This is a genomic window from Citrobacter sp. TBCS-14 (genome assembly GCF_005280805.1).
Lineage (GTDB): Bacteria > Pseudomonadota > Gammaproteobacteria > Enterobacterales > Enterobacteriaceae > Citrobacter > Citrobacter gillenii.
Map to the genome: position 1 here is coordinate 346,714 of NZ_SZWM01001345.1, position 19,089 is coordinate 365,802.

The window sequence follows — 19,089 nt, forward strand, 5'->3', positions numbered from 1 at the left end:
AATGGGTTTATGTAAAAGGATATTCACCCTGCCCTGCATTATCATTTTACAGAGTTCATTATATTCAGTTGCACTCCACGCAGAAAACAATACTCGCTATGAATTTGATAATGCCGTCCTGATGGGCAACGCATCTCTTAATGACTTGCGTTCTTTTAATGCGGCAGGCTTATTACCGGGCCAGTATATAGTCGATATATATATCAACGATAACTGGCGCGGACGTCGTGAGCTGTTATTTGAAAAAAATGACCGCGGGGAATTAGTCAGCTGTTACTCGGGGCAATTTCTTAAAGGTGTGGGCATCGACCCAAGTAAGATGAATGATACGCTGGCCGCGAATCCCTCACGCTGCGCCAGCATCGCCAAATGGGACCCAAGTGGGAAAGCCAACGAGCAGCTCAACACCAGCCAGCTTGAGCTAAGCATCACCATCCCACAGGCCTATGTCGAGAATCTCGACAGCAATTATGTTCAACCTGAATTATGGCAACCGGGGATCCCAGCGATTAATTTCGGTTACAACGCAGATTATTACAGCACCCAGCAGCGGGGTCACGATCGTGCCAGCACGGACAGTGCGTGGTTGGGGATGGATATCCGCGGCTCCGCTGGAGGGTGGCTGCTTGAGCATTTTGGCAGTCAGAACTGGGACAGCAAGGTGGGTAGCCATTACGCCAATAACCGCACGACGTTAAAACGACCACTCCCCGGTTTGGGATCCATGTTCAGCGCCGGGAAGTTTTATACCGACAGCCAGATGTTCGACAGCATTGCTCTTCTTGGGGGGGGGCTGGCTTCCGAGGATTTAATGCGCCCGGATAGCACGCTGAACTGGGCTCCAGTCATTCGCGGGGTGGCAGAAACCAATGCCCGGGTAACCATCACTCAGGACGGACAGACTCTTCACCAGTCCTCCGTTCCAGCCGGGCCATTCTCAATTGAGTCCGTGCTGCCCGCCAATACCGGGGGCGAGCTACTGGTGACCATTCAGGAGTCTGACGGACGTATCCGTCGCTTCACCGTGCCTTACGCCAGCGTCCCGCAGTTGCTCAAACCCGGTGTTTCACGCTATGGCGTGGCCATGGGTACCATTGATGAAGATAACAATGATGACGACCCGTTTGCTGCTCAGGCTTACTGGCAGTATGGCCTGAACAACTTTCTTACCTTGTACAGCGGCGCATCCGGGTTTGAACGCTATCAGTCAGCGCAGCTCGGTAGCGGCCTCAACAGCAGACTTGGCGCATTCGCCATTGATGTTACGCAATCACGCCTGCATCTTGATGATGACCGCCATCAGGGCCAGCAGTACCGTCTGACCTGGAATCGAACTCTGGCCTGGTCTGAAACCTCGCTCTGGCTGGAAGCTAAATACAGCTCACATCACTTTTATGGCCAACGCGACGCCCTCGATGCACTGGATGCCGAAAAGTCTGACAACCCCTTTCGCTCATTACGCGAGAAACAGTCGTATAGCGTCAGCATCAATCAACCGTTATCAGACACCTGGGGTTCATTCTATTTGTCCGGCTCACTTAAAAAGTACTGGGATCAACAGGACAATTATCGCCAGTATGCCGTGGGCTACACAAACTCATGGGGTAATCTGACCTGGAACATATCAGCACAACGACTCTGGAATGAGGATGATCACGGTTCGGTCACCAAAGACGATCAAATCATGCTTTCGTTAAGCTATTTTCTGCCACGAGACAACGCCGGATTTACACAGATTTCGTCTGACAGCTACACGAATAACGGAAAAGCCAGCAATACGCGCCTCGGTTTCACCACCTCTTCCGATGATGAAAATAATATCGTATGGGGAGTCAACACCGGCTACGCTCGCGGTGGCGATGCAGAATGGGGCGCCAACGGAATGATCCGCACCCCTTACACCTCAATAAACGGAACATGGAGCCAGGGCAACTCGTGGCATCAGATCAGCGGAGGGATGAGCGGGATGATGATCGGTCACGCGAAGGGAATCACCTTCTCACCAGAGCGCTCTGATACCGTCGCACTGGTTTACGCACCGAATGCCAATGGCGCACATCTGGACGGCGTGCCAGGAACCCGCTTCGATAAAAACGGTTATGCCATTATGCCGTGGCTACGCCCGTGGCGCGTTAATGACGTGATGATCGATCCAAAAGGCTCCGCTGACGGCCTGACATTCAGCAAAACCCAGGGAAAAGTTGCGCCTTACGAAGGCAACGTCGTACCCGTCATCTTTGAAACAAAATTGCGGCGACAGACAATTATTTATCCCCGCCTTTCAGACCAGCAGAAATTGCCGTTCGGCGCCATTATCCGCGACCGCACCAATAACCATGTTGGCTATGTCGGGCAAGGCGGTGCGCTCTATATTGATGAAACCACCTCACCGGACGTGTTTGTTTCCGTGGAAAACAGGAAATGTACGATCGTATTAAAAAGCCAGGAGGCCACATGCCGCTAATACGGGCTGCTTTTATTCTGGGTATTACGTTGGGCATTCATCAGACGGCTAGTGCTGCATGCACACTGGCCTCGCAAAAAATGATTGTCCCACCGGAAACCGTCACAGTGAAGCGTGCTGTTCAGTCCGGAGGCGTGATTCAGTCACGTACGATTTTGGTTCCCAATGTTCAGGGGACGGAATGCACAAACAGCCTGCCGTTTACCGCTCAGGTGATGGGCGATCGGTCGGTAGCAACCTTACCCGGCATCCTGCGCAGCAACGTAAGCGGTATCGGTCTGAAAGTCTCTCTGGAAACGTCAACCGGACGCACCATCCAGTGGCCATCAGCGTTCAGGGCAACTCCGGACGAGTTTAAAAACAGCAAGATCAATATTGAATTGATTAAGCTGGACAGCAGCCTTCCTGCTGCCTCTTCGTCAGGCTCATTGAATCTGCAGATAAAAAGTGAAACGCAGTCGCAGCCGGTGGTGGATATCGTCCTACCGGCAAAATATATCACGCTGCTCAGCCGTTCCTGTAAGGTGCAAGGTAACCGCACGATCAACGTAGAATTGCCCGATGTACCGCTGAAGCACTTTAAGCGTCACGGCAGCACAACGGCAAGAAAACCGTTTTCTATCGACCTGCTTTGTAAGAACGACTTCTCCACGCCAGCCCGGGTTATCTTGCGCTGGAGCACCCTCTATAGTGGACAGGATCGTAACATTGGCGTCTTACCCAATATTCTCCCCAACGGTGCAAAAGGAATCGGCATTCAAGTTTTAGATCAACAACAAAACCCTATCAACTTTAATCAGCAGTCCACATTTCCGTTAACACATCAGGATAAGGGGAAATACACTATTCCTTTTCATGCACAATATTATCAAACGGAAAGGAACGTCAGCCCCGGGAGGGTTCGCGCCGTGTTGTATTTCAATGCGGAATATGAATAACCATAGATAAATAAGACGTGCAGCATGGTCTTTGCTCCACGAAAGTGGAGCCTTTTTCATCAGGACATGTCCGATCGTCATAGGTCTAACGGAATATAGTGCTCACAGATAATTGTCTTATTGATAACATCTTGTGGATGATAGCGAAACACTTCAATATCAAAACCGGGCTTTCTTTTTAATTTCAACTCCGGCATTGATTTCAAATAAATATATTTTGAATACAATGGATAGGCATCTTTCCTAAATATGAATGAAAAACAGGCATATTCCCCCGGAGGGTACTCATAGCGGTTATAAGCGTTCAGCGCATGATGATTCTTGCTGCCAATAATGGTTCTAATCTTCAGTCGCGTCGTCGACCTGGGATGGGGCGCAAAATCGGTAAGCGCCCACACATCTTGCTTTAAACTGGCAAGCTGATCGAATATCAGGTTAAGACGTTGGAGGTGTGAGTCCTCGGTTGGCGGGACTGGCGAATCATAGCGGTACTGAAACCCGGAAACAACATCAGCTGGTAACGTCCTTAGCTGTGGTTTATCGATAATGGTATCGCCGTGTTGCGCATACGACAGCAGCGGCGAGAGATCCCAGTTCGTGTTTTTACGGTACTCTCTCGGTGTACAACCCGTTAATTTTTTGAATTCACGGGAAAAAGATTGCTGTGAATCGAACCCTAGCCGCACCGAAATATCGATGATATCCATCATCGTCAGGCGTAACAAAGAGGCCGCTTTGGTAATCCGTCGCTTGCGAATATAGAGGCCTACCGGCATATTTATTCGCTGTTTTATCATTCCCTGAATATGTCTTCGGCTATACCCGGAAAAACGGGTAAGGTCGTCTATATCAACACCTGTGACGTAATTCTCTTCGATATAAAACAAGACGTCATTAATCGTCATTGCTTTCAACATACCTTCTCTATCTCCATTTTAAAAAGCATCCGTGCCCACCTTTGAAAACGGGATAACGGGATAAACAAATAACCCGATATTAGAGAAGGCTATTTTTACGTTGTATAGCAATGTGCACTATTCGCGTCAAACAAATTTAAACGAATATACATACCCCACGTAAAACTATACGCAAAATACTCCATTTTAATATAGTTAAGTTCGGTATTTATTAATACTTAATGGCTGCGGAGAAGCGCTGACGGTTAACGACGCTCAGAGGGAAGCATCATCAGCGTTTCACACCGCGCCTTCACGGCGTCGTGCAGCAGGCGCACCGCCGTTGAAAGCTGTTTTCGGTGCGGGCAAATCATATTTAGCGGGACTTTTTCCCCCTGATAATCAGGCATCAGCAACTGCAAACGACCGTCACGTACATCTTCACTCACGTCCAGCCACGACTTATACGCAATCCCTTCTCCGGCAATCGCCAGACGACGGATCACTTCGGCGTCATCGCTCATAAACGTGCTGTTGACCTGCACACTGCTGACCTCACCGTTGCGCGTAAACGTCCAGCGGTCATGGAGTCGTCCGCGTAAGACGAAGGTCATGGCATTTAACGGCGCTAAATCATCTGGTTTTTGCGGCTCACCGTGCTGCGTAACCCACCCCGGAGAAGCCACCAGCACGCGTCGATTACCAGGAGCCACGGGCAGTGCGATGTAAGACGCATCCTCGGTATTACCATAACGAAACGCGACATCGACGGGATCTTTAAACACATCAGTCACCTGATCGGAGAAAAAGACCCGCAGGCGCAGGGCGGGGTGGCAACGACGAAATGACTGAAAAACAGGCAGCAGCAGGTTACGCCCGAGATCGGACGGCACCGCAATTTGCAGCGTGCCGGAAATCTCATCCTCGGGTGTCTGAATTTTCTGCAGACCGGCATGCATCACGTCCAGCATCTGGCGGGCATAGGGCAACCAGACCTCGCCTTCCGGTGTCAACCGCAGACTACGCGTGGAGCGCGCAAACAAGCGTATGGTCAGCGTGGACTCCAGGCGCTTGATGGCGGAACTGACCTGGGCCGGCTGGACGCCGACTTCGCGCGCCGCATCACTAAAACTGTTAAGCGCCGCGGCGCGGACAAACAACGTGAGATCTTCAAGCCGGAACATTTTCACTCCCCGAGTATAAGTCCTGTCGCCGTGAGGCTATTTTTCCCGTTCTGATGCCGGTTTACCATCGAATTATTCAACAGATAAACAGAATCCTGTAACCGGAGAGATTATGAAAGCCATCGCCATTACCCACGCCGCAACCGACGGCAGTAACATCGCATATTTACAAGAGATTGACCTGCCAACGCCCATTGCCAAAGGGCATGACCTGCTGGTTGAGGTGAAAGCGATTTCCGTTAACCCTGTTGATACCAAAGTTCGCGAGGGATTCAGCGCTGATACCCCGCGTGTTCTGGGCTGGGATGCGGTGGGCGTGGTGAAATCCGTCGGCGAGTCCGTGACGTTATTCACACCGGGCGACGAAGTCTGGTATGCCGGCGCGCTGGGTCGGGCGGGCAGTAACAGCGAGTTTCAGCTGGTTGATGAACGCATTGTCGCGCTGAAGCCGCAATCGCTGGATAACTCCTCTGCCGCCGCCCTGCCGTTGACTGCCATCACCGCATGGGAAATGCTGTTCGACCGCCTGGGTGTTGCAGAAAATGGCAACGAAGGCGACGTATTGTTGATCGTCGGTGCGGCGGGTGGCGTCGGTTCTATCCTGACTCAACTGGCGAGTAAACTGACCAAAATGACCGTTATTGGCACAGCATCGCGCCCGGAAAGCCAGAAATGGGTGCGTGAAGCAGGTGCGCATCATGTGATCGATCACAGCAAACCGCTGACCGAAGAGCTGGCACGAATTGGAGTTAAAGAGGTCACGCACGTTGCCAGCCTGAATAATACCGAACAGCACTATCAGCAGATTATTAGCGCCCTGGCCCCACAGGGCAAACTGGCACTGATTGACGACCCAGAATTCCTTGATGCTCGTCCGCTAAAAGCAAAAAGCATTTCACTGCATTGGGAATTTATGTTTACCCGTTCAATGTTCGAAACCCATGACATCATTGCCCAGCACCAGCTACTGACCCGCGTGGCGCAACTGATCGACAGTCAGACGATCCGTACTACTCTGGGCGAGCATTTGGGCACTATTTCTGCGGCGAACTTACAAAAAGCCCATGCGCAAATTGAAACCGGTCGTGCGGTAGGCAAAATTGTTCTGGAGGGGTTTTAATATGTCTGACACTGAAGTGATTTCTATTATTGCGGTACTGAAAGCCAAACATGGGAAAACCGACGCCCTGAAACAGGCACTGCAGGCCTTACTGCTGTCCACGCGTCGGGAACCGGGCAATATAGAGTATGCGCTGTTTCAACTGCGCGATACGCCAGATGTGTTTTATGTGCGCGAATCCTGGCGGGGTCAGGCCGGTCTGGACGACCATATTGCCCTGCCGCATTTCCAGACGTTTATCCTGCAAATGAACGATCTGCTGGCCGAGCCGCTGCGTCTGGATTATCTGACGCCGATTGCGCCTTAATTTCTCTCCGCAATCCCCCGCCATGCGGGGGATAATCAGTCAGGCATACCCTCCCTCGCCCCGCCATCTCTGATATGATGCCTGCACACAAATAAGACAATACAACCATGCCGAGGGAATAATGAGTTCCACCAGAAGAGGGATGATGAACGTCCTGATTGCCGCCGTATTATGGGGAAGTTCGGGCGTTTGCGCGCAGTACATCATGGAGCAAAGCCAGATGTCGTCGCAGTTTTTAACCATGACGCGCCTGATTTTCGCCGGACTCATTCTGCTGATGCTCTCGTTTGTGCACGGCGACAAAGTCTTTTCGATCATCAAAAACCGCAAAGATGCCATCAGTCTGCTGATCTTTTCTGTGGTCGGCGCGCTCACCGTACAGCTGACTTTTCTGCTGACCATTGAAAAATCCAACGCCGCCACCGCAACGGTACTGCAATTTTTGTCACCAACTATTATCGTGGCGTGGTTCTCCGTAGCGCGTAAAGCGCGACCCGGCATTTTAGTGCTCACCGCCATTCTGACTTCACTTATCGGCACATTCCTGCTGGTGACTCACGGCAACCCAACCTCGCTGTCTATTTCACCTGCCGCGCTGTTCTGGGGGATCGCCTCCGCCTTTGCCGCCGCGTTCTATACCACCTATCCCTCTACGCTTATCGCCCGTTACGGTACGCTGCCGATCGTTGGCTGGAGTATGTTGATAGGTGGCCTGATCCTGCTCCCGTTCTATGCCGGAGAGGGAACGGACTTCGTGGTCAATGGCAGTTTGATTCTGGCGTTTTTCTATCTGGTGGTGATCGGCACATCGCTAACGTTTAGCCTGTATCTGAAAGGCGCGCAGATGATTGGCGGACCGAAAGCGAGTATTTTGAGCTGTGCGGAACCGTTGAGCAGCGCCCTGTTGTCGCTGTTATTGTTAGGGATTACGTTTACCCTACCTGACTGGCTGGGCACGCTGCTGATCCTCTCTTCTGTAGTGCTGATTTCAATGGATTCCCGTCGCCGCGTCCGAACGGTATAACACCGAGCGGCGCGGCTATAGAGGGCTATTACCAGCCCGGTACCGCGCCGCCGTTAAAGATTTTTTCCGCCGCTTTTGCGACTTCCGGAGACTGATAAGATTGCAGGAACTCTTTTACGTTCTCGGCATTTTTATTGTCTTCTCTCGCCACCAGGATATTCACGTACGGCGAGTTTTTATCTTCGATAAACACGCTGTCATGTACTGGCGAAAGTCCGGTTTGCTGAATGTAGGTGGTACTGATGATCGCCACGTCTACTTTCTGATCGTCCAGCACGCGCGGCAACTGCGCGCCTTCCAGCTCCATAATAGTCAGATGACGCGGATTATCGGTGATATCCAGCGCCGTCGGCAGCAGACCGGTTCCCTCTTTCAGCGTGATTAATTTTTCTTTTTGCAGCAGCAACAGCGCACGCCCGAGGTTAGTGGGATCGTTAGGTATCGCAATCGTCGCACCGTCTTGCAGTTGATCTACCGTTTTGATTTTTTTCGAATAACCGGCCATCGGGAAGACAAAGGTATTGCCCACCGCCACCAGCGTATAGTTATGCGCTTTATTATCCTGATCCAGGAACGGACGATGCTGGAAGACATTGGCATCCAACTCACCCTGATTAGTTGCATCATTAGGCAATAACGAACCACTAAATCCCACCAGCTCAACATCGAGTCCGTACTTCTCTTTGGCCACCTTCTTCGCGACTTCCGCCACATCCTGCTCTGCGCCGTTAATCACGCCGACTTTAATGTGTTTTGTATCACTGCTTTGCTGGTCGCAACCTGCCAGCAATAATCCCGCCAGCAATACCGCGGCTCCGGCCCCTAAATGCGCTATCTTCAGCTTCACGTTTTTATCCTTTTGAAATAACCGCCCATGGAGTAATGAAATGACTATAGCGGGAAGGCCGCTGCGGTTTATAAAACGAAAAAGCATCAGCAAGAAGAAAAAGGCATAACGGAAATAAGAGAGATTAGTCGGAGTGTTCCATAAGCTCTTCAATGGATAGCCCGGTAATCAGTAGCACCAGGTCGCGATCGATACCCTTTTCAAGCATGGCATGTGCAATCCGCAACGCTTCGTCCTGCTTTCCTTCAAGCTTTCCTTCTTTTCTCCCCGACTCACGTAAGCATTCTGCAATCGTCATTAATCTCTCCTTGTGTTGGGGAACGCGCCCGGCAAGCCTGCGGATAAACACCTCAAAACGGGTCGCACTACCAGACTGTAGCAAGTAATTAAACAGCGTTTCTATCTGGCTGTCATTAGCGTGTTCCTTAACAAGCAGGACCGTCAGTTTATCCACCAGAAGCGTCAGGTCGCGCTCACGGATATGCTTTTGAACAAGCTCCAGCAGAGCCATCCGCCGATGCTGCATAATCTCATCATCAGACACCACGGTGATGTCCACCAACGGAAAAGGCGCATCATAAAGTTGCCGCGCTATCTCTGGCTCGGCAAATTCATCCAGCCAACTTAGCGAAAAGGGATATGGGCTTTCCACACCATGGTAAAAAAGTATCGGCACCACCAGGGGCAACGTTTTATACCCGGCGTCGAGATGACGCTGCATTGCGGCAATGGCATAGCGCATCAGTCGAAATGCCATGTGGGCATCCGGCGAACTTTGATGTTCAATCAGCGCATAGATGTAGCCATTACCCTTCGTTGTTTGCAGTGACCACAGTACATCGGAATAGCTGGCCCGCAGGTCTTCCTCTACAAAACTGCCGGATTCAAGCTTCAGCGTGTCCAGCTTGCAAAGGTCGCGTAGCGATTCAGGAAGCCAAATATCCAGGAAATCCCTCGCCGTTTCCGGGTGGGCTAAAAACCTTTTAAACACCGCATCATGCGGCGTGGATGTCGTGCTTTTTTTCATGGCGATCCATCACCTGCATTACAAGATGACGGGACCTTACTCGTCTATCGCATAATCCACATCAGGCAACGTTTAAGCCTGCGAGGTGCTTTGGGAGATAAATACACACTACTGTAATGTATTCATTTTCAGGGAATGATGTTCGCAAAAATGCCCGGAGGCGCTAACGCTTACCGGGCCTACACGGGCTGCTGAAACGCATAACCGGCTGTGACGGTCATCAAAACGTTTTCGATAAATAGTGGCGCGCAGCCCCTTGCTCCGGAAAATTTTCGAGGGTTAATTGCAGCTGGTAGCCGTTCTTTTGATAAAACGGTAGCGCCTGGAAACTCAGGGTATCAACCAGCGCATGCAGACATCCTCTCTCGCGAGCCGTCTGTTCTGCTGCCTGAATCAGCTTCGTGCCATAACCCCCTTTACGCAGGGATTCATGCATCCACAAAAACTCGATACACAGCCATTCACCTTTGATTTTGCCGATCAGCCCACCCTGTATTTCATTGTGTTCATTGCGCCAATAGACCGCCAAATCGCCGAAATTGCTCGTTTTCAGGAACGGGAAGTTGTAAGCCCGCAGGCCAGTAAGCAGCGCGTTTTGATCGTCTTCGGTAACCGTATCCGTAATCTGTATCTGCATTCTATCCTCCTGAAAAACTACAACTTCTGGCTGATTAGGTTTTAGACATTAACACAGGCTGATGAGTGAGCCTTATGGCGTCTACACTTACTCTTGAGATGATGCGCATCGACAACAAGGATTATTATCATGAAACGAGCCGTTTTTCCGATTATTGCCGTCCTTTTCACGCTGCCGGGTCTGGCGCAGGCCGACTCGGCTTACGGTTCTCTACAGGCAGTTCACGAAAAAAACACCGTATTAAAGGACTTACGCAAAATTTGTACCCCACAAGGGTCGCCGTCGGATGAAGTATGGGAAAAAACCATTATGTCTGATACGCGTAATCAGCAGCATATTCGCGAGGCCATTTTGGCAATACAAAGGAGTAATCAGAATAACTACTGGGATGCGCTGGGCAAAGTGGAATGCCCGGATATCTAGGCGTGAAGCGCATGGCTTCACGCCTGATTAAGACGGTTAACGCTGAGGAATAATGAGGTCGCCACGCAGCACGTATGAACCCAGCACGTTCTGGGTTTTCTCGTTCAGCCAACTGACAATGCGTGCCGCCATCGCATCCATTGAATACTCAATGGCCGGGATAGTTGGAATGCCCGGCAGATGCAGCGACCCGGCCAGGCTAAAGACCATAATGTCTCCCGGCACCGATTTATTAAACGCCTGCAGCTGCGGGATAACCCGCTGGGCCTGCTGTTCGTCCGCCACCAGCAGCGCGTTAAAATTGAGCGTTGACGCGTTATTGAGCAGCTCCTGCAATGCCACGGAGGACGACGTGGCTTCCATAAACACCAGATTGCGGTTAAACGGCAGGAAGTTTTTTTCCAGCGCATGCTTGTAGCCCAGCAGCACCTGATCCGAGAACCCCATACCGTCCGGGTGGATCAGTGCAATCTGGCGTCGGTTCTGGCTTATCAGGTAGTTACAGGCTGTTTCGGTAGCAAACGCGTGATCAAACTGAATGCTGTTGACGTCATCGCCAGAATCCAGGCAATCCACCAGAATGACATTCTCCTGGCTAATGCTCAGCGGGAACCGCGCGCCAATAATCAATACGTCATCGCACAACCCACAGCTTAATTCATCCAGGGCGTTCATCACTTCCGCTTTGCTATTGGCAAAACGCAGCAGCAGATGCTTTTGATGCTGGCTAAGGTGTTTTTCCAGCGCGTAGAGATAGCCGGTAGTCTGGTTAATGTTATCCTGCGCGCAAATCACCCCAATACAGCCGGTAGACTGACTCAGCAGCGACTGTGCAATCACGTTCGGGCGATAGTTCAGTTCATCCACCGCTTTCAGCACGGCAAGACGGCTGGCCTCTTTGACACCACGTGAACCGCTCAACACGCGTGACACCGTGGCCTTTGACACCCCGGCCAGACGCGATACATCGTTGATAGTAGACATCATTCTCCCCTGACAGGACCCGCCTGGCCCTTTCCTTCCTGTATTTAACACTGGCTTAAATAATCGCCACTCGCAGTATATCTGTTTCCGTTTTTCATGGAAACCGATTTTCCATTTGGACTCAAAAAGAGATCAAATCGCCGAATTTCGTGAGCCAGATTCAAATAATTAGCCTTATAACAATAAGATCTTGATGGCCGTCACAGTTCTGTTTGCGATGGATGGAAACCGGTTTCCGTATGATATCAAATCAGACTCGCAATATGTTTTTACATTTAAAGGATGGTTCACCATGTTCAGGATTATGTTGTGTTGCTCTGCAGGGATGTCCACCAGCATGCTGGTTCGCAAAATGGTTGAAGAAGCGGAAACGCGCGGGTTGCCCGTGAAGATTGATGCATACGGTGTTGCCGAATTTGACACACAGTTTCCAAATTATCAGGTGGTGCTGCTCGGCCCCCAGGTAAAGTACATGCTTACTACGCTCTCAGAAAAGGCTGCCACCCAGGGTGTACCCGTAAAAGCCATAGATATGATGGATTACGGTATGCAACGCGGTGACAAAGTGCTGGATTATGCCCTGTCGCTGATTGAAGCGGCACACTAGAAAGGTATCAATATGAGTTCGTTATATCAGTCAATGGTTGCCGTCATTGAACAATCCATCACCCCGCTCGCCGGAAAACTGGGGCAGCAAAAGTATGTGATTGCGATTCGTGACGGTTTTACGGCGGCGCTGCCGTTTATGATCATCGGCTCGTTCATGCTGGTGTTTATTTTCCCTCCGTTCTCTGCCGAAACCACCAACAGCTTTGCCCGTGGCTGGCTCGACTTTTCTGCCACCTACCGTGAACAGTTAATGCTGCCGTTCAACCTCAGCATGGGTGTTATGACGTTCTTCATCTCCGTTGGCATTGGCGCCAGCCTTGGCCGTCAGTTTAATCTCGACCCAATCATGTCCGGGCTGCTGGCTTTTATGGCGTTTCTGCTGGTAGCAGCGCCTTATGCCGACGGAAAAATCTCGACCCAGTATCTTTCCGGTCAGGGAATTTTTACCGCCCTGATTACCGCCATTTATTCCACTCGCGTGTATGCCTGGCTGAAGCAGAATAACGTGACAATCCGCCTGCCGAAAGAAGTGCCGACCGGCGTCGCGCGTTCATTTGAGATCCTGATTCCGGTGCTGGTGGTAATTGCCACCCTGCATCCGCTGAACCTGTTTATCGAAGCACAAACCGGGATGATCATTCCGCAGGCGATTATGCACCTGTTGGAACCGCTGGTTTCCGCCTCTGATTCGCTGCCGGCGATTCTGCTTTCCGTCCTGCTGTGCCAGATTTTCTGGTTTGCGGGAATCCACGGCGCACTGATTGTCACCGGCATCATGAACCCATTCTGGATGGCAAACCTGTCCGCTAACCAGGCGGCACTGGCGGCAGGTGCGGCGCTGCCGCACGTTTATCTGCAAGGCTTCTGGGATCACTACCTGTTGATTGGCGGCGTGGGCTCAACCTTACCGCTGGCGTTCCTGCTACTGCGCAGCCGCGTCGCCCACCTGCGCACCATCGGCAAAATGGGAATTGTGCCTAGTTTCTTTAATATTAATGAGCCTATTCTGTTTGGTGCGCCGATCATCATGAACCCGATGCTGTTCATCCCGTTCGTCTGCGTTCCAATGATCAACGCCGTACTGGCCTATAGCGCTACCAAGCTCGGCTGGATAGCCCAGGTCGTGTCGTTAACCCCGTGGACCACGCCAGCGCCAATTGGGGCATCCTGGGCTGCGAACTGGGCATTAAGTCCGGTGGTGATGTGCTTTATCTGCATGGCAATGTCGGCGCTGATGTACCTGCCTTTCCTGCGTGCGTACGAACGTTCTTTGATGAAATCCGAAGAGCAAAAAGCCCAGGATGCCGTCTCCGTGGCGAACGCTGCCCGTAGCAACTCATAATGAATCAAGGAGTCAGAACAATGAGATACCGTTTTCCTGAAAACTTCTGGTGGGGCAGTGCCTGCTCAGCGCTGCAAACCGAAGGGGATAGCCTGAACGGCGGTAAAAGCCAGACCACATGGGACGTGTGGTTCGACCGTCAGCCAGGTCGTTTCCATCAGGGGGTTGGCCCGGCAGACACCTCCGGTTTTTATCAACACTGGAAACAGGACATCGCACTGCTGAAACAGCTACAGCACAACAGCTTTCGTACATCCTTGAGCTGGTCGCGCCTGATCCCGGACGGCACCGGCGAGGTCAATCCCGAAGCGGTCGATTTCTATAACAACGTCATCGACGAGCTGCTGGCGCAGGGTATCACGCCCTTTATCACCCTGTTTCACTTCGATATGCCAATGGTCATGCAGGAGAAAGGCGGCTGGGAAAATCGTGAAGTTGTGGAAGCCTTTGGCCGCTACGCCCAGACGTGTTTTACCTTGTTCGGCAATCGGGTGAAGCACTGGTTCACCTTCAACGAACCGATTGTCCCGGTAGAAGGCGGCTATCTGTATGACTTCCACTACCCGAACGTGGTGGATTTCAAACGTGCGGCAACCGTAGCTTACCACACCGTACTGGCGCATTCGACGGCGGTCCGTGCGTATCGCGCTGGCAACTATGACGGTGAAATCGGCGTGGTGCTGAATTTAACGCCGTCTTATCCGCGCTCGCAAAATCCGGCGGATGTGAAAGCCGCGCACCATGCGGATCTGCTGTTTAACCGCAGCTTCCTCGATCCGGTATTAAAAGGCGAATATCCGGCGGACCTGGTGGAACTGTTGAAACAGTACGATCAACTACCGGCCTGCCAGCCCGGCGACAGCCAGCTCATCGCCGAGGGTAAAATCGACCTGTTGGGCATTAACTACTACCAACCACGCCGGGTGAAATGCCGCGATAGCGCCGTCAATCCTGACGCGCCGTTTATGCCAGAGTCGCTGTTTGATTATTACGAAATGCCGGGACGTAAAATGAATCCGTACCGTGGCTGGGAAATCTATGAGCCGGGCATTTACGATATTATTACGAATCTGCGTGATAATTATGGCAACCCGCGCTGTTTTATTTCTGAAAACGGCATGGGTGTAGAAAACGAGCAGCGTTTTATTCAGGACGATCAGATTAACGACAATTACCGTATTGAGTTTGTCTCGGAACATCTTAAATGGCTGCATAAAGGCATTAACGAGGGTTGTCATTGCCTTGGTTACCATATGTGGACCTTTATTGATAATTGGTCATGGCTTAACGGATATAAAAACCGCTACGGTTTTGTCCAGTTAGATTTAGCCACGCAAAAACGTACAGTGAAAAAGAGCGGCGAGTGGTTTGCGAAAACTGCCGCCAATAATGGATTCGATTAAAAAGAGAGCATCATGATTGCATTAGAAGAAGCAGTAATGGAAATCATCGTCAATGCCGGGCAGTCACGCAGCCTGTGCTTCGAAGCGCTGCACGCCGCGCGCGCCGGGAACATTGACGAAGCGAAAAGCCTGCTTCGTGAGGCTGACGGCTATGCCCGTCAGGCTCACCACATGCAAACCAAATTGATCGAACAGGACGCCGGGGAAGCCCGGCAACCAATGACATTAATTATGGTGCATGCGCAGGACCACTTAATGACGTCGCTATTAGCCCGCGAACTGTCAGAAGAAATCATTCATCTGTATCAACGTTAGTTTCTAAATAACACTTTCTGAACGGAGTATTTATTACGACTAAATAAATCATTTCTGTACCTATTAAAAAACAAACAAATCAACTTGTTTTGGTGATAGCAAATTCAACCGAGACGGGATGGTTATTATCTTAAAATAAATGAATACACACGCTTATTCAGAATGCCAATGGCAACCTGAAGGGTTAAGTGTCAAATGAGATAACCATGAACATAAAAAAACTTCCATTAGCCATGGCGGTCGTGGCCGCGCTGTGCCCAATTTCTGTGCTCGCACAGGAATTTACGCAGGAACAAATCGACGCCATCGTCGCCAAAGCCGTCGATAAAGCGCTGGCGGAACGCCAGGCGAAAATGGACGCTGCCGTGGCGAAGAAAACCGATGTGATTAACGAACCGCAAAGCGCGGCGCAGTCGCCGGATATGGCGATACCGTTCGGCGTGAAGTTCAGCGGCTACGCCCGTTACGGCGCGCACTTCCAGAGTGGCGATCAGAAATACGTTGGCGTTGACGGGTCCTATAACGGTGCATCCGCGATTGGTCGTCTGGGTAACGAAGGCAACGGTGGCGAATTCCAGCTCTCCAAAGCGTTCAAAAGCGACAACGGCGCAATCTGGGATATCAACGTGATGATTGACCACTGGGGCGACGAAGTTAACCTCAAAAAAGCCTACGCGGGCGTGACCAACGTGCTGGAGTCCAATCCGAACGCCTACATCTGGGCCGGTCGTGACTTCCATCAGCGTCCACAACAGGGCATCAACGACTACTTCTGGATGAACCACGACGGCCAGGGCGCCGGGGTGAAGAACTTCGACATTGGCGGCGTACAGTTTGATGTTGCCACCGTCGCCGCCGTCGAATCGTGTAGCCCGGAAGTCATGGAAGACGAAGCTAACCCTTCACGCATTACCTGTACCGGCGGCTCCGGCACCGGCGATAAGGGTAATTACGCGGTGACGTCAAAAATCCACAATATGAAGCTCGGCCCGCTGGACCTGGAGATCTACGCCAACTATGGCTTTGACTCCAAGGCCGTCGAGAGCGATGACCGTCTGAAAGCCTGGCAGGGCGCTTTTGTGCTGAGCCACACCAACGACAGCGGCGTGAACAAGGTGATCGCCCGTTATTCGGATAACTCAGACAACAGCGTCTACAACAAAACCGACGACCTGACCACGGTTTACGCCAGCTTCGAGGGGAGCCATAAGTTTACCCGCCAGGCGCAGGTGGAATACCTGCTGGCGTTCCATGACTACGACAACAGCGCAGATAAAAGTGATAACCGTAAGAACTACGGTGCAATTGTACGCCCGATGTACTTCTGGAACGACGTTCACTCCACCTGGCTGGAAGCGGGCTATCAGCGCGTAGATTACGACAACGGCGGGGATAACAGCGGCTGGAAGCTGACGCTGTCGCAGAACATGTCGATCGCTATGGGACCCGAATTCCGCCCCATGCTGCGCTTCTACGTGACAGGCGGCAAAGTGGACAACGACCGCACCGCGCGCGTCAACGGCACGAAAGACGAAACCCTGGACGACTTCAACCTCGGCGCGATGTGGGAAGCGTGGTTCTGATAAGGAATCATGCATTCTCGTCGTTACGTAGGCCCGGTAAGCACCGCGCCACCGGGCACGATGCAGGAGGGCGGCGTTAACGCCTTATCCGGCCTACGTAGACGGTCCCGCAATGAATATTGGGATCATTGCATACCCTTTATGCGCACTTTCGCTGCCACCACTAGCGCCGTCAGCAGCATCAGGCTGCCGGAGAGCATCAGGGGCGACAGCAGTCCGAGGTTATCAAGCGCATAGCCTCCCACCGCAGCCCCACAGGTATTGGCAAGCTGGATCACGGCGACCTGGACGGATCCGGCTTTTTCTGCCTGATCGGCCAGCGAGCGGGTGATCCACGTCGACCATCCCACCGGCACCAGCGCAAACGCCAGCCCCCAAACAATCGCAATACCCGCGGCGACCACTTTGTCACTGCCCCAAAAAATCAGGATCAGCGCGCTGATCGCCAGCACCAGCGGTGCACCGGCTAATGCCAGTTTCACCGAGCGCTTCAAAATCATCGACGAGAGCGACGTACCCACAAAACTGGCAATACCAAAGCTCAGCAGCACCAGCGTCAGGCCATCCACATCAAATCCCGCCAGATTCATATACACCGGGCGAATATAGGTAAAGAAGGCAAACTGTCCGGCAAAGGACATAAAGATGGCGATCATGCCGGCCATCACGCCCGGACGCTGGAGCAGGCTGAACATATTTTGTTTCTGGTGCGACGGTTCGCCGGGCAGCGAAGGCAGCGATCTCACCACCCAAATGGTGCACAGCACTCCCATTACCGCCGCAGCATTAAACACGTTACGCCAGCCGATAATACCGCCTAAAAAACTCCCCAACGGCGCAGCAATCACCAGCGCAATAGAGACCGCGCCGAAGATAACCGACAGCGCTTTTGGTACCGTACGTGCGGGAACCAGACGCATAGTCAGCGACGCCGACATCGCCCAGAATCCGCCCAGCGCCAGCCCCAAACAGGCACGGCCCACCAGTAGCAGCGCAAAAGAGTTGGCGAACGAGACCAGCAGGCAGGAGAGCGTCAGCAGCACTGAGAACAGGATCACCACATAGCGACGATCGGTCGCCTGAATGATTTGCGTGACAAACAAGCTGGCAAACATGGCGACAAAGGCCGTCACGGTGACCGACTGCCCGGCAACACCTTCTGAAATGCCCAGATCCTGCGCCATCGGCGTCAGCAAACTGACCGGCAAGAACTCAACAGTTATCAGGCAGGCAACACAGAACGCGACGGCAAATACCGCCGACCAGTTAGGTCGGGCATTCACCTCTGCGCGGGATTTTTGTTCAATAACGTCACTCAATTTTGTAACCTGCGTAGGATTATTGTAGAAAAGTTACGCAGTGTAACATTAAAAATGTGACGAATTTAACGTTTTAACAACTTTCACCGCCGGACGGCGATGCCAAATAGCCATCATCACAAATCTGATATCAGTGTAGCCAGCGCACACCATCTTCAGGCAGGAAAAAGGCGTTGTAGCGCATTTGAAATGCATTTATCTCCTGCAGGTCTGGCTCCATTTCACGCAAAAAACCGAGCGCCAGACGCACCTGGGCGTCGGTAATTGGCGCGGCCAACCGGGCTTTTTGCAGTAAACGATGCCACTGCAGCAGATTCTGCTCACTACCGTCGACAATGACGACTTGCCAGATCAACAGCACCTGTGCGGCATTTTGCAGATGCGATTCGTCAGGTCGGTGGAGGTACTGTAAAAACGCCTCACCCTGCACTTTTCCCATCTGATCGGTCATCGATTCTACCGCCATCACATCAATACCCAGACGCTCGCTCAACCGGCGAACCGCACGCCGCGCCCCGGACGTCAGCACCCGAAAACCGACAATAAAAACAACCACCAACGTGGCCAGCATTATCCAAATCATGCGCACATCCCTTACCCGACAGGACGCCCATCATAGCGGCAAATTCATCTCTGTCGACGGCCGAACGTGTCAACGCTATTCCGG

The 19,089-nt window shown here is 52.0% G+C and carries 19 protein-coding genes; 11 read left to right on the forward strand and 8 right to left on the reverse strand.

Translation table 11 applies throughout. The features are described from left to right. Position 1: 1 nt before the first annotated feature. Together FDX22_RS29420 and FDX22_RS29425 are read left to right on the forward strand one after the other, a co-directional pair. Positions 2 to 2,464 (forward strand): fimbria/pilus outer membrane usher protein, encoded by a 2,463-nt coding sequence (locus tag FDX22_RS29420; RefSeq protein ID WP_146718188.1) that lies wholly within the window; start codon positions 2 to 4, stop codon positions 2,462 to 2,464. Further along, positions 2,455 to 3,402: a fimbrial protein gene (locus FDX22_RS29425; protein WP_115257143.1), complete on the forward strand. Its 948-nt coding sequence runs from the start codon at positions 2,455 to 2,457 to the stop codon at positions 3,400 to 3,402. Before FDX22_RS29420 ends, FDX22_RS29425 begins: the two co-directional genes overlap by 10 nt. 77 nt (positions 3,403 to 3,479) lie before the next feature. Here the strand turns inward: FDX22_RS29425 and FDX22_RS29430 are convergent, their stop codons facing one another. Further along, positions 3,480 to 4,319, reverse strand: a complete 840-nt coding sequence (locus tag FDX22_RS29430) for a helix-turn-helix domain-containing protein (RefSeq protein ID WP_223240284.1) — start codon at positions 4,317 to 4,319, stop codon at positions 3,480 to 3,482. Positions 4,320 to 4,564: 245 nt separating this feature from the next. Then, positions 4,565 to 5,482: a LysR family transcriptional regulator gene (locus FDX22_RS29435; RefSeq protein ID WP_115257142.1), complete on the reverse strand. Its 918-nt coding sequence runs from the start codon at positions 5,480 to 5,482 to the stop codon at positions 4,565 to 4,567. Between the two features lie 112 nt (positions 5,483 to 5,594). Here FDX22_RS29435 and FDX22_RS29440 point away from each other — a divergent pair, with 112 nt between their 5' ends. The 3 genes from FDX22_RS29440 (at position 5,595) to FDX22_RS29450 (ending at position 7,933) form a co-directional block, all read left to right on the forward strand. After that, positions 5,595 to 6,602, forward strand: coding sequence for a zinc-binding alcohol dehydrogenase family protein (locus tag FDX22_RS29440; RefSeq protein ID WP_146718189.1), 1,008 nt, complete (start codon positions 5,595 to 5,597; stop codon positions 6,600 to 6,602). Position 6,603: 1 nt separating this feature from the next. Then, entirely contained in the window at positions 6,604 to 6,909 is a 306-nt protein-coding gene (locus FDX22_RS29445) for a putative quinol monooxygenase (RefSeq protein ID WP_146718190.1), read from the forward strand. Between the two features lie 121 nt (positions 6,910 to 7,030). Beyond that, positions 7,031 to 7,933, forward strand: a complete 903-nt coding sequence (locus FDX22_RS29450; protein ID WP_146718191.1) for a carboxylate/amino acid/amine transporter — start codon at positions 7,031 to 7,033, stop codon at positions 7,931 to 7,933. A gap of 28 nt (positions 7,934 to 7,961) precedes the next feature. Here FDX22_RS29450 and nlpA read toward each other — a convergent pair whose 3' ends face one another. The 3 genes from nlpA to FDX22_RS29465 all read right to left on the reverse strand — a co-directional run bounded on the left by nlpA (position 7,962) and on the right by FDX22_RS29465 (position 10,444). Beyond that, the gene (gene nlpA, locus FDX22_RS29455) at positions 7,962 to 8,780 is read right to left on the reverse strand and encodes a lipoprotein NlpA (protein WP_137362524.1); all 819 of its coding nucleotides are present in this window, start codon (positions 8,778 to 8,780) and stop codon (positions 7,962 to 7,964) included. Positions 8,781 to 8,904: 124 nt separating this feature from the next. Next, a complete protein-coding gene (locus FDX22_RS29460) occupies positions 8,905 to 9,807 on the reverse strand; it encodes an Rpn family recombination-promoting nuclease/putative transposase (protein ID WP_146718192.1) in 903 nt (300 codons plus the stop codon). Between the two features lie 220 nt (positions 9,808 to 10,027). Then, positions 10,028 to 10,444 (reverse strand): GNAT family N-acetyltransferase, encoded by a 417-nt coding sequence (locus FDX22_RS29465; RefSeq protein ID WP_117342587.1) that lies wholly within the window; start codon positions 10,442 to 10,444, stop codon positions 10,028 to 10,030. Positions 10,445 to 10,573: 129 nt separating this feature from the next. Between FDX22_RS29465 and FDX22_RS29470 the strand changes: the two genes are divergently transcribed. Then, complete coding sequence (locus FDX22_RS29470; protein WP_115257133.1) at positions 10,574 to 10,867, forward strand: YicS family protein; 294 nt, start codon at positions 10,574 to 10,576, stop codon at positions 10,865 to 10,867. Positions 10,868 to 10,903: 36 nt separating this feature from the next. Here the strand turns inward: FDX22_RS29470 and FDX22_RS29475 are convergent, their stop codons facing one another. Beyond that, positions 10,904 to 11,851 (reverse strand): LacI family DNA-binding transcriptional regulator, encoded by a 948-nt coding sequence (locus tag FDX22_RS29475; protein WP_137362526.1) that lies wholly within the window; start codon positions 11,849 to 11,851, stop codon positions 10,904 to 10,906. A 292-nt stretch (positions 11,852 to 12,143) separates the two neighbouring features. Between FDX22_RS29475 and FDX22_RS29480 the strand changes: the two genes are divergently transcribed. The 5 genes from FDX22_RS29480 to FDX22_RS29500 all read left to right on the forward strand — a co-directional run bounded on the left by FDX22_RS29480 (position 12,144) and on the right by FDX22_RS29500 (position 17,103). Next, positions 12,144 to 12,458 (forward strand): PTS sugar transporter subunit IIB, encoded by a 315-nt coding sequence (locus FDX22_RS29480; protein ID WP_096759495.1) that lies wholly within the window; start codon positions 12,144 to 12,146, stop codon positions 12,456 to 12,458. 12 nt (positions 12,459 to 12,470) lie between these two features. Beyond that, on the forward strand, positions 12,471 to 13,802 hold the full coding sequence (locus FDX22_RS29485) for a PTS sugar transporter subunit IIC (protein ID WP_096759028.1): 1,332 nt from the start codon (positions 12,471 to 12,473) through the stop codon (positions 13,800 to 13,802). Between the two features lie 20 nt (positions 13,803 to 13,822). After that, on the forward strand, positions 13,823 to 15,205 hold the full coding sequence (locus tag FDX22_RS29490; protein ID WP_146718193.1) for a glycoside hydrolase family 1 protein: 1,383 nt from the start codon (positions 13,823 to 13,825) through the stop codon (positions 15,203 to 15,205). Positions 15,206 to 15,217: 12 nt separating this feature from the next. Continuing rightward, positions 15,218 to 15,520, forward strand: a complete 303-nt coding sequence (locus FDX22_RS29495; RefSeq protein ID WP_008786514.1) for a PTS lactose/cellobiose transporter subunit IIA — start codon at positions 15,218 to 15,220, stop codon at positions 15,518 to 15,520. A 206-nt stretch (positions 15,521 to 15,726) separates the two neighbouring features. Then, entirely contained in the window at positions 15,727 to 17,103 is a 1,377-nt protein-coding gene (locus FDX22_RS29500; RefSeq protein WP_137362528.1) for a carbohydrate porin, read from the forward strand. 125 nt (positions 17,104 to 17,228) lie between these two features. On the opposite strand, the gene nepI is transcribed toward FDX22_RS29500, so the two are convergent. Together nepI and FDX22_RS29510 are read right to left on the reverse strand one after the other, a co-directional pair. Further along, a complete protein-coding gene (nepI, locus tag FDX22_RS29505) occupies positions 17,229 to 18,422 on the reverse strand; it encodes a purine ribonucleoside efflux pump NepI (protein WP_115257129.1) in 1,194 nt (397 codons plus the stop codon). Positions 18,423 to 18,552: 130 nt separating this feature from the next. Then, positions 18,553 to 19,005 carry a DUF1198 domain-containing protein gene (locus FDX22_RS29510; protein WP_146718194.1) on the reverse strand — a complete coding sequence of 151 codons (453 nt, stop codon included), beginning with the start codon at positions 19,003 to 19,005 and terminating at the stop codon, positions 18,553 to 18,555. Between the last annotated feature and the right edge of the window lie 84 nt (positions 19,006 to 19,089).

What these genes read in the sequence shown, in the direction of transcription:
- FDX22_RS29420 (WP_146718188.1), top strand. Translation starts at nt 2, where the DNA reads ATGGGTTTATGTAAAAGGATATTCACCCTGCCCTGCATTATCATTTTA.
- FDX22_RS29425 (WP_115257143.1), top strand. Translation starts at nt 2,455, where the DNA reads ATGCCGCTAATACGGGCTGCTTTTATTCTGGGTATTACGTTGGGCATT.
- FDX22_RS29430 (WP_223240284.1), bottom strand. Translation starts at nt 4,319, where the DNA reads ATGTTGAAAGCAATGACGATTAATGACGTCTTGTTTTATATCGAAGAG.
- FDX22_RS29435 (WP_115257142.1), bottom strand. Translation starts at nt 5,482, where the DNA reads ATGTTCCGGCTTGAAGATCTCACGTTGTTTGTCCGCGCCGCGGCGCTT.
- FDX22_RS29440 (WP_146718189.1), top strand. Translation starts at nt 5,595, where the DNA reads ATGAAAGCCATCGCCATTACCCACGCCGCAACCGACGGCAGTAACATC.
- FDX22_RS29445 (WP_146718190.1), top strand. Translation starts at nt 6,604, where the DNA reads ATGTCTGACACTGAAGTGATTTCTATTATTGCGGTACTGAAAGCCAAA.
- FDX22_RS29450 (WP_146718191.1), top strand. Translation starts at nt 7,031, where the DNA reads ATGAGTTCCACCAGAAGAGGGATGATGAACGTCCTGATTGCCGCCGTA.
- FDX22_RS29460 (WP_146718192.1), bottom strand. Translation starts at nt 9,807, where the DNA reads ATGAAAAAAAGCACGACATCCACGCCGCATGATGCGGTGTTTAAAAGG.
- FDX22_RS29465 (WP_117342587.1), bottom strand. Translation starts at nt 10,444, where the DNA reads ATGCAGATACAGATTACGGATACGGTTACCGAAGACGATCAAAACGCG.
- FDX22_RS29470 (WP_115257133.1), top strand. Translation starts at nt 10,574, where the DNA reads ATGAAACGAGCCGTTTTTCCGATTATTGCCGTCCTTTTCACGCTGCCG.
- FDX22_RS29475 (WP_137362526.1), bottom strand. Translation starts at nt 11,851, where the DNA reads ATGTCTACTATCAACGATGTATCGCGTCTGGCCGGGGTGTCAAAGGCC.
- FDX22_RS29480 (WP_096759495.1), top strand. Translation starts at nt 12,144, where the DNA reads ATGTTCAGGATTATGTTGTGTTGCTCTGCAGGGATGTCCACCAGCATG.
- FDX22_RS29485 (WP_096759028.1), top strand. Translation starts at nt 12,471, where the DNA reads ATGAGTTCGTTATATCAGTCAATGGTTGCCGTCATTGAACAATCCATC.
- FDX22_RS29490 (WP_146718193.1), top strand. Translation starts at nt 13,823, where the DNA reads ATGAGATACCGTTTTCCTGAAAACTTCTGGTGGGGCAGTGCCTGCTCA.
- FDX22_RS29495 (WP_008786514.1), top strand. Translation starts at nt 15,218, where the DNA reads ATGATTGCATTAGAAGAAGCAGTAATGGAAATCATCGTCAATGCCGGG.
- FDX22_RS29500 (WP_137362528.1), top strand. Translation starts at nt 15,727, where the DNA reads ATGAACATAAAAAAACTTCCATTAGCCATGGCGGTCGTGGCCGCGCTG.
- FDX22_RS29510 (WP_146718194.1), bottom strand. Translation starts at nt 19,005, where the DNA reads ATGATTTGGATAATGCTGGCCACGTTGGTGGTTGTTTTTATTGTCGGT.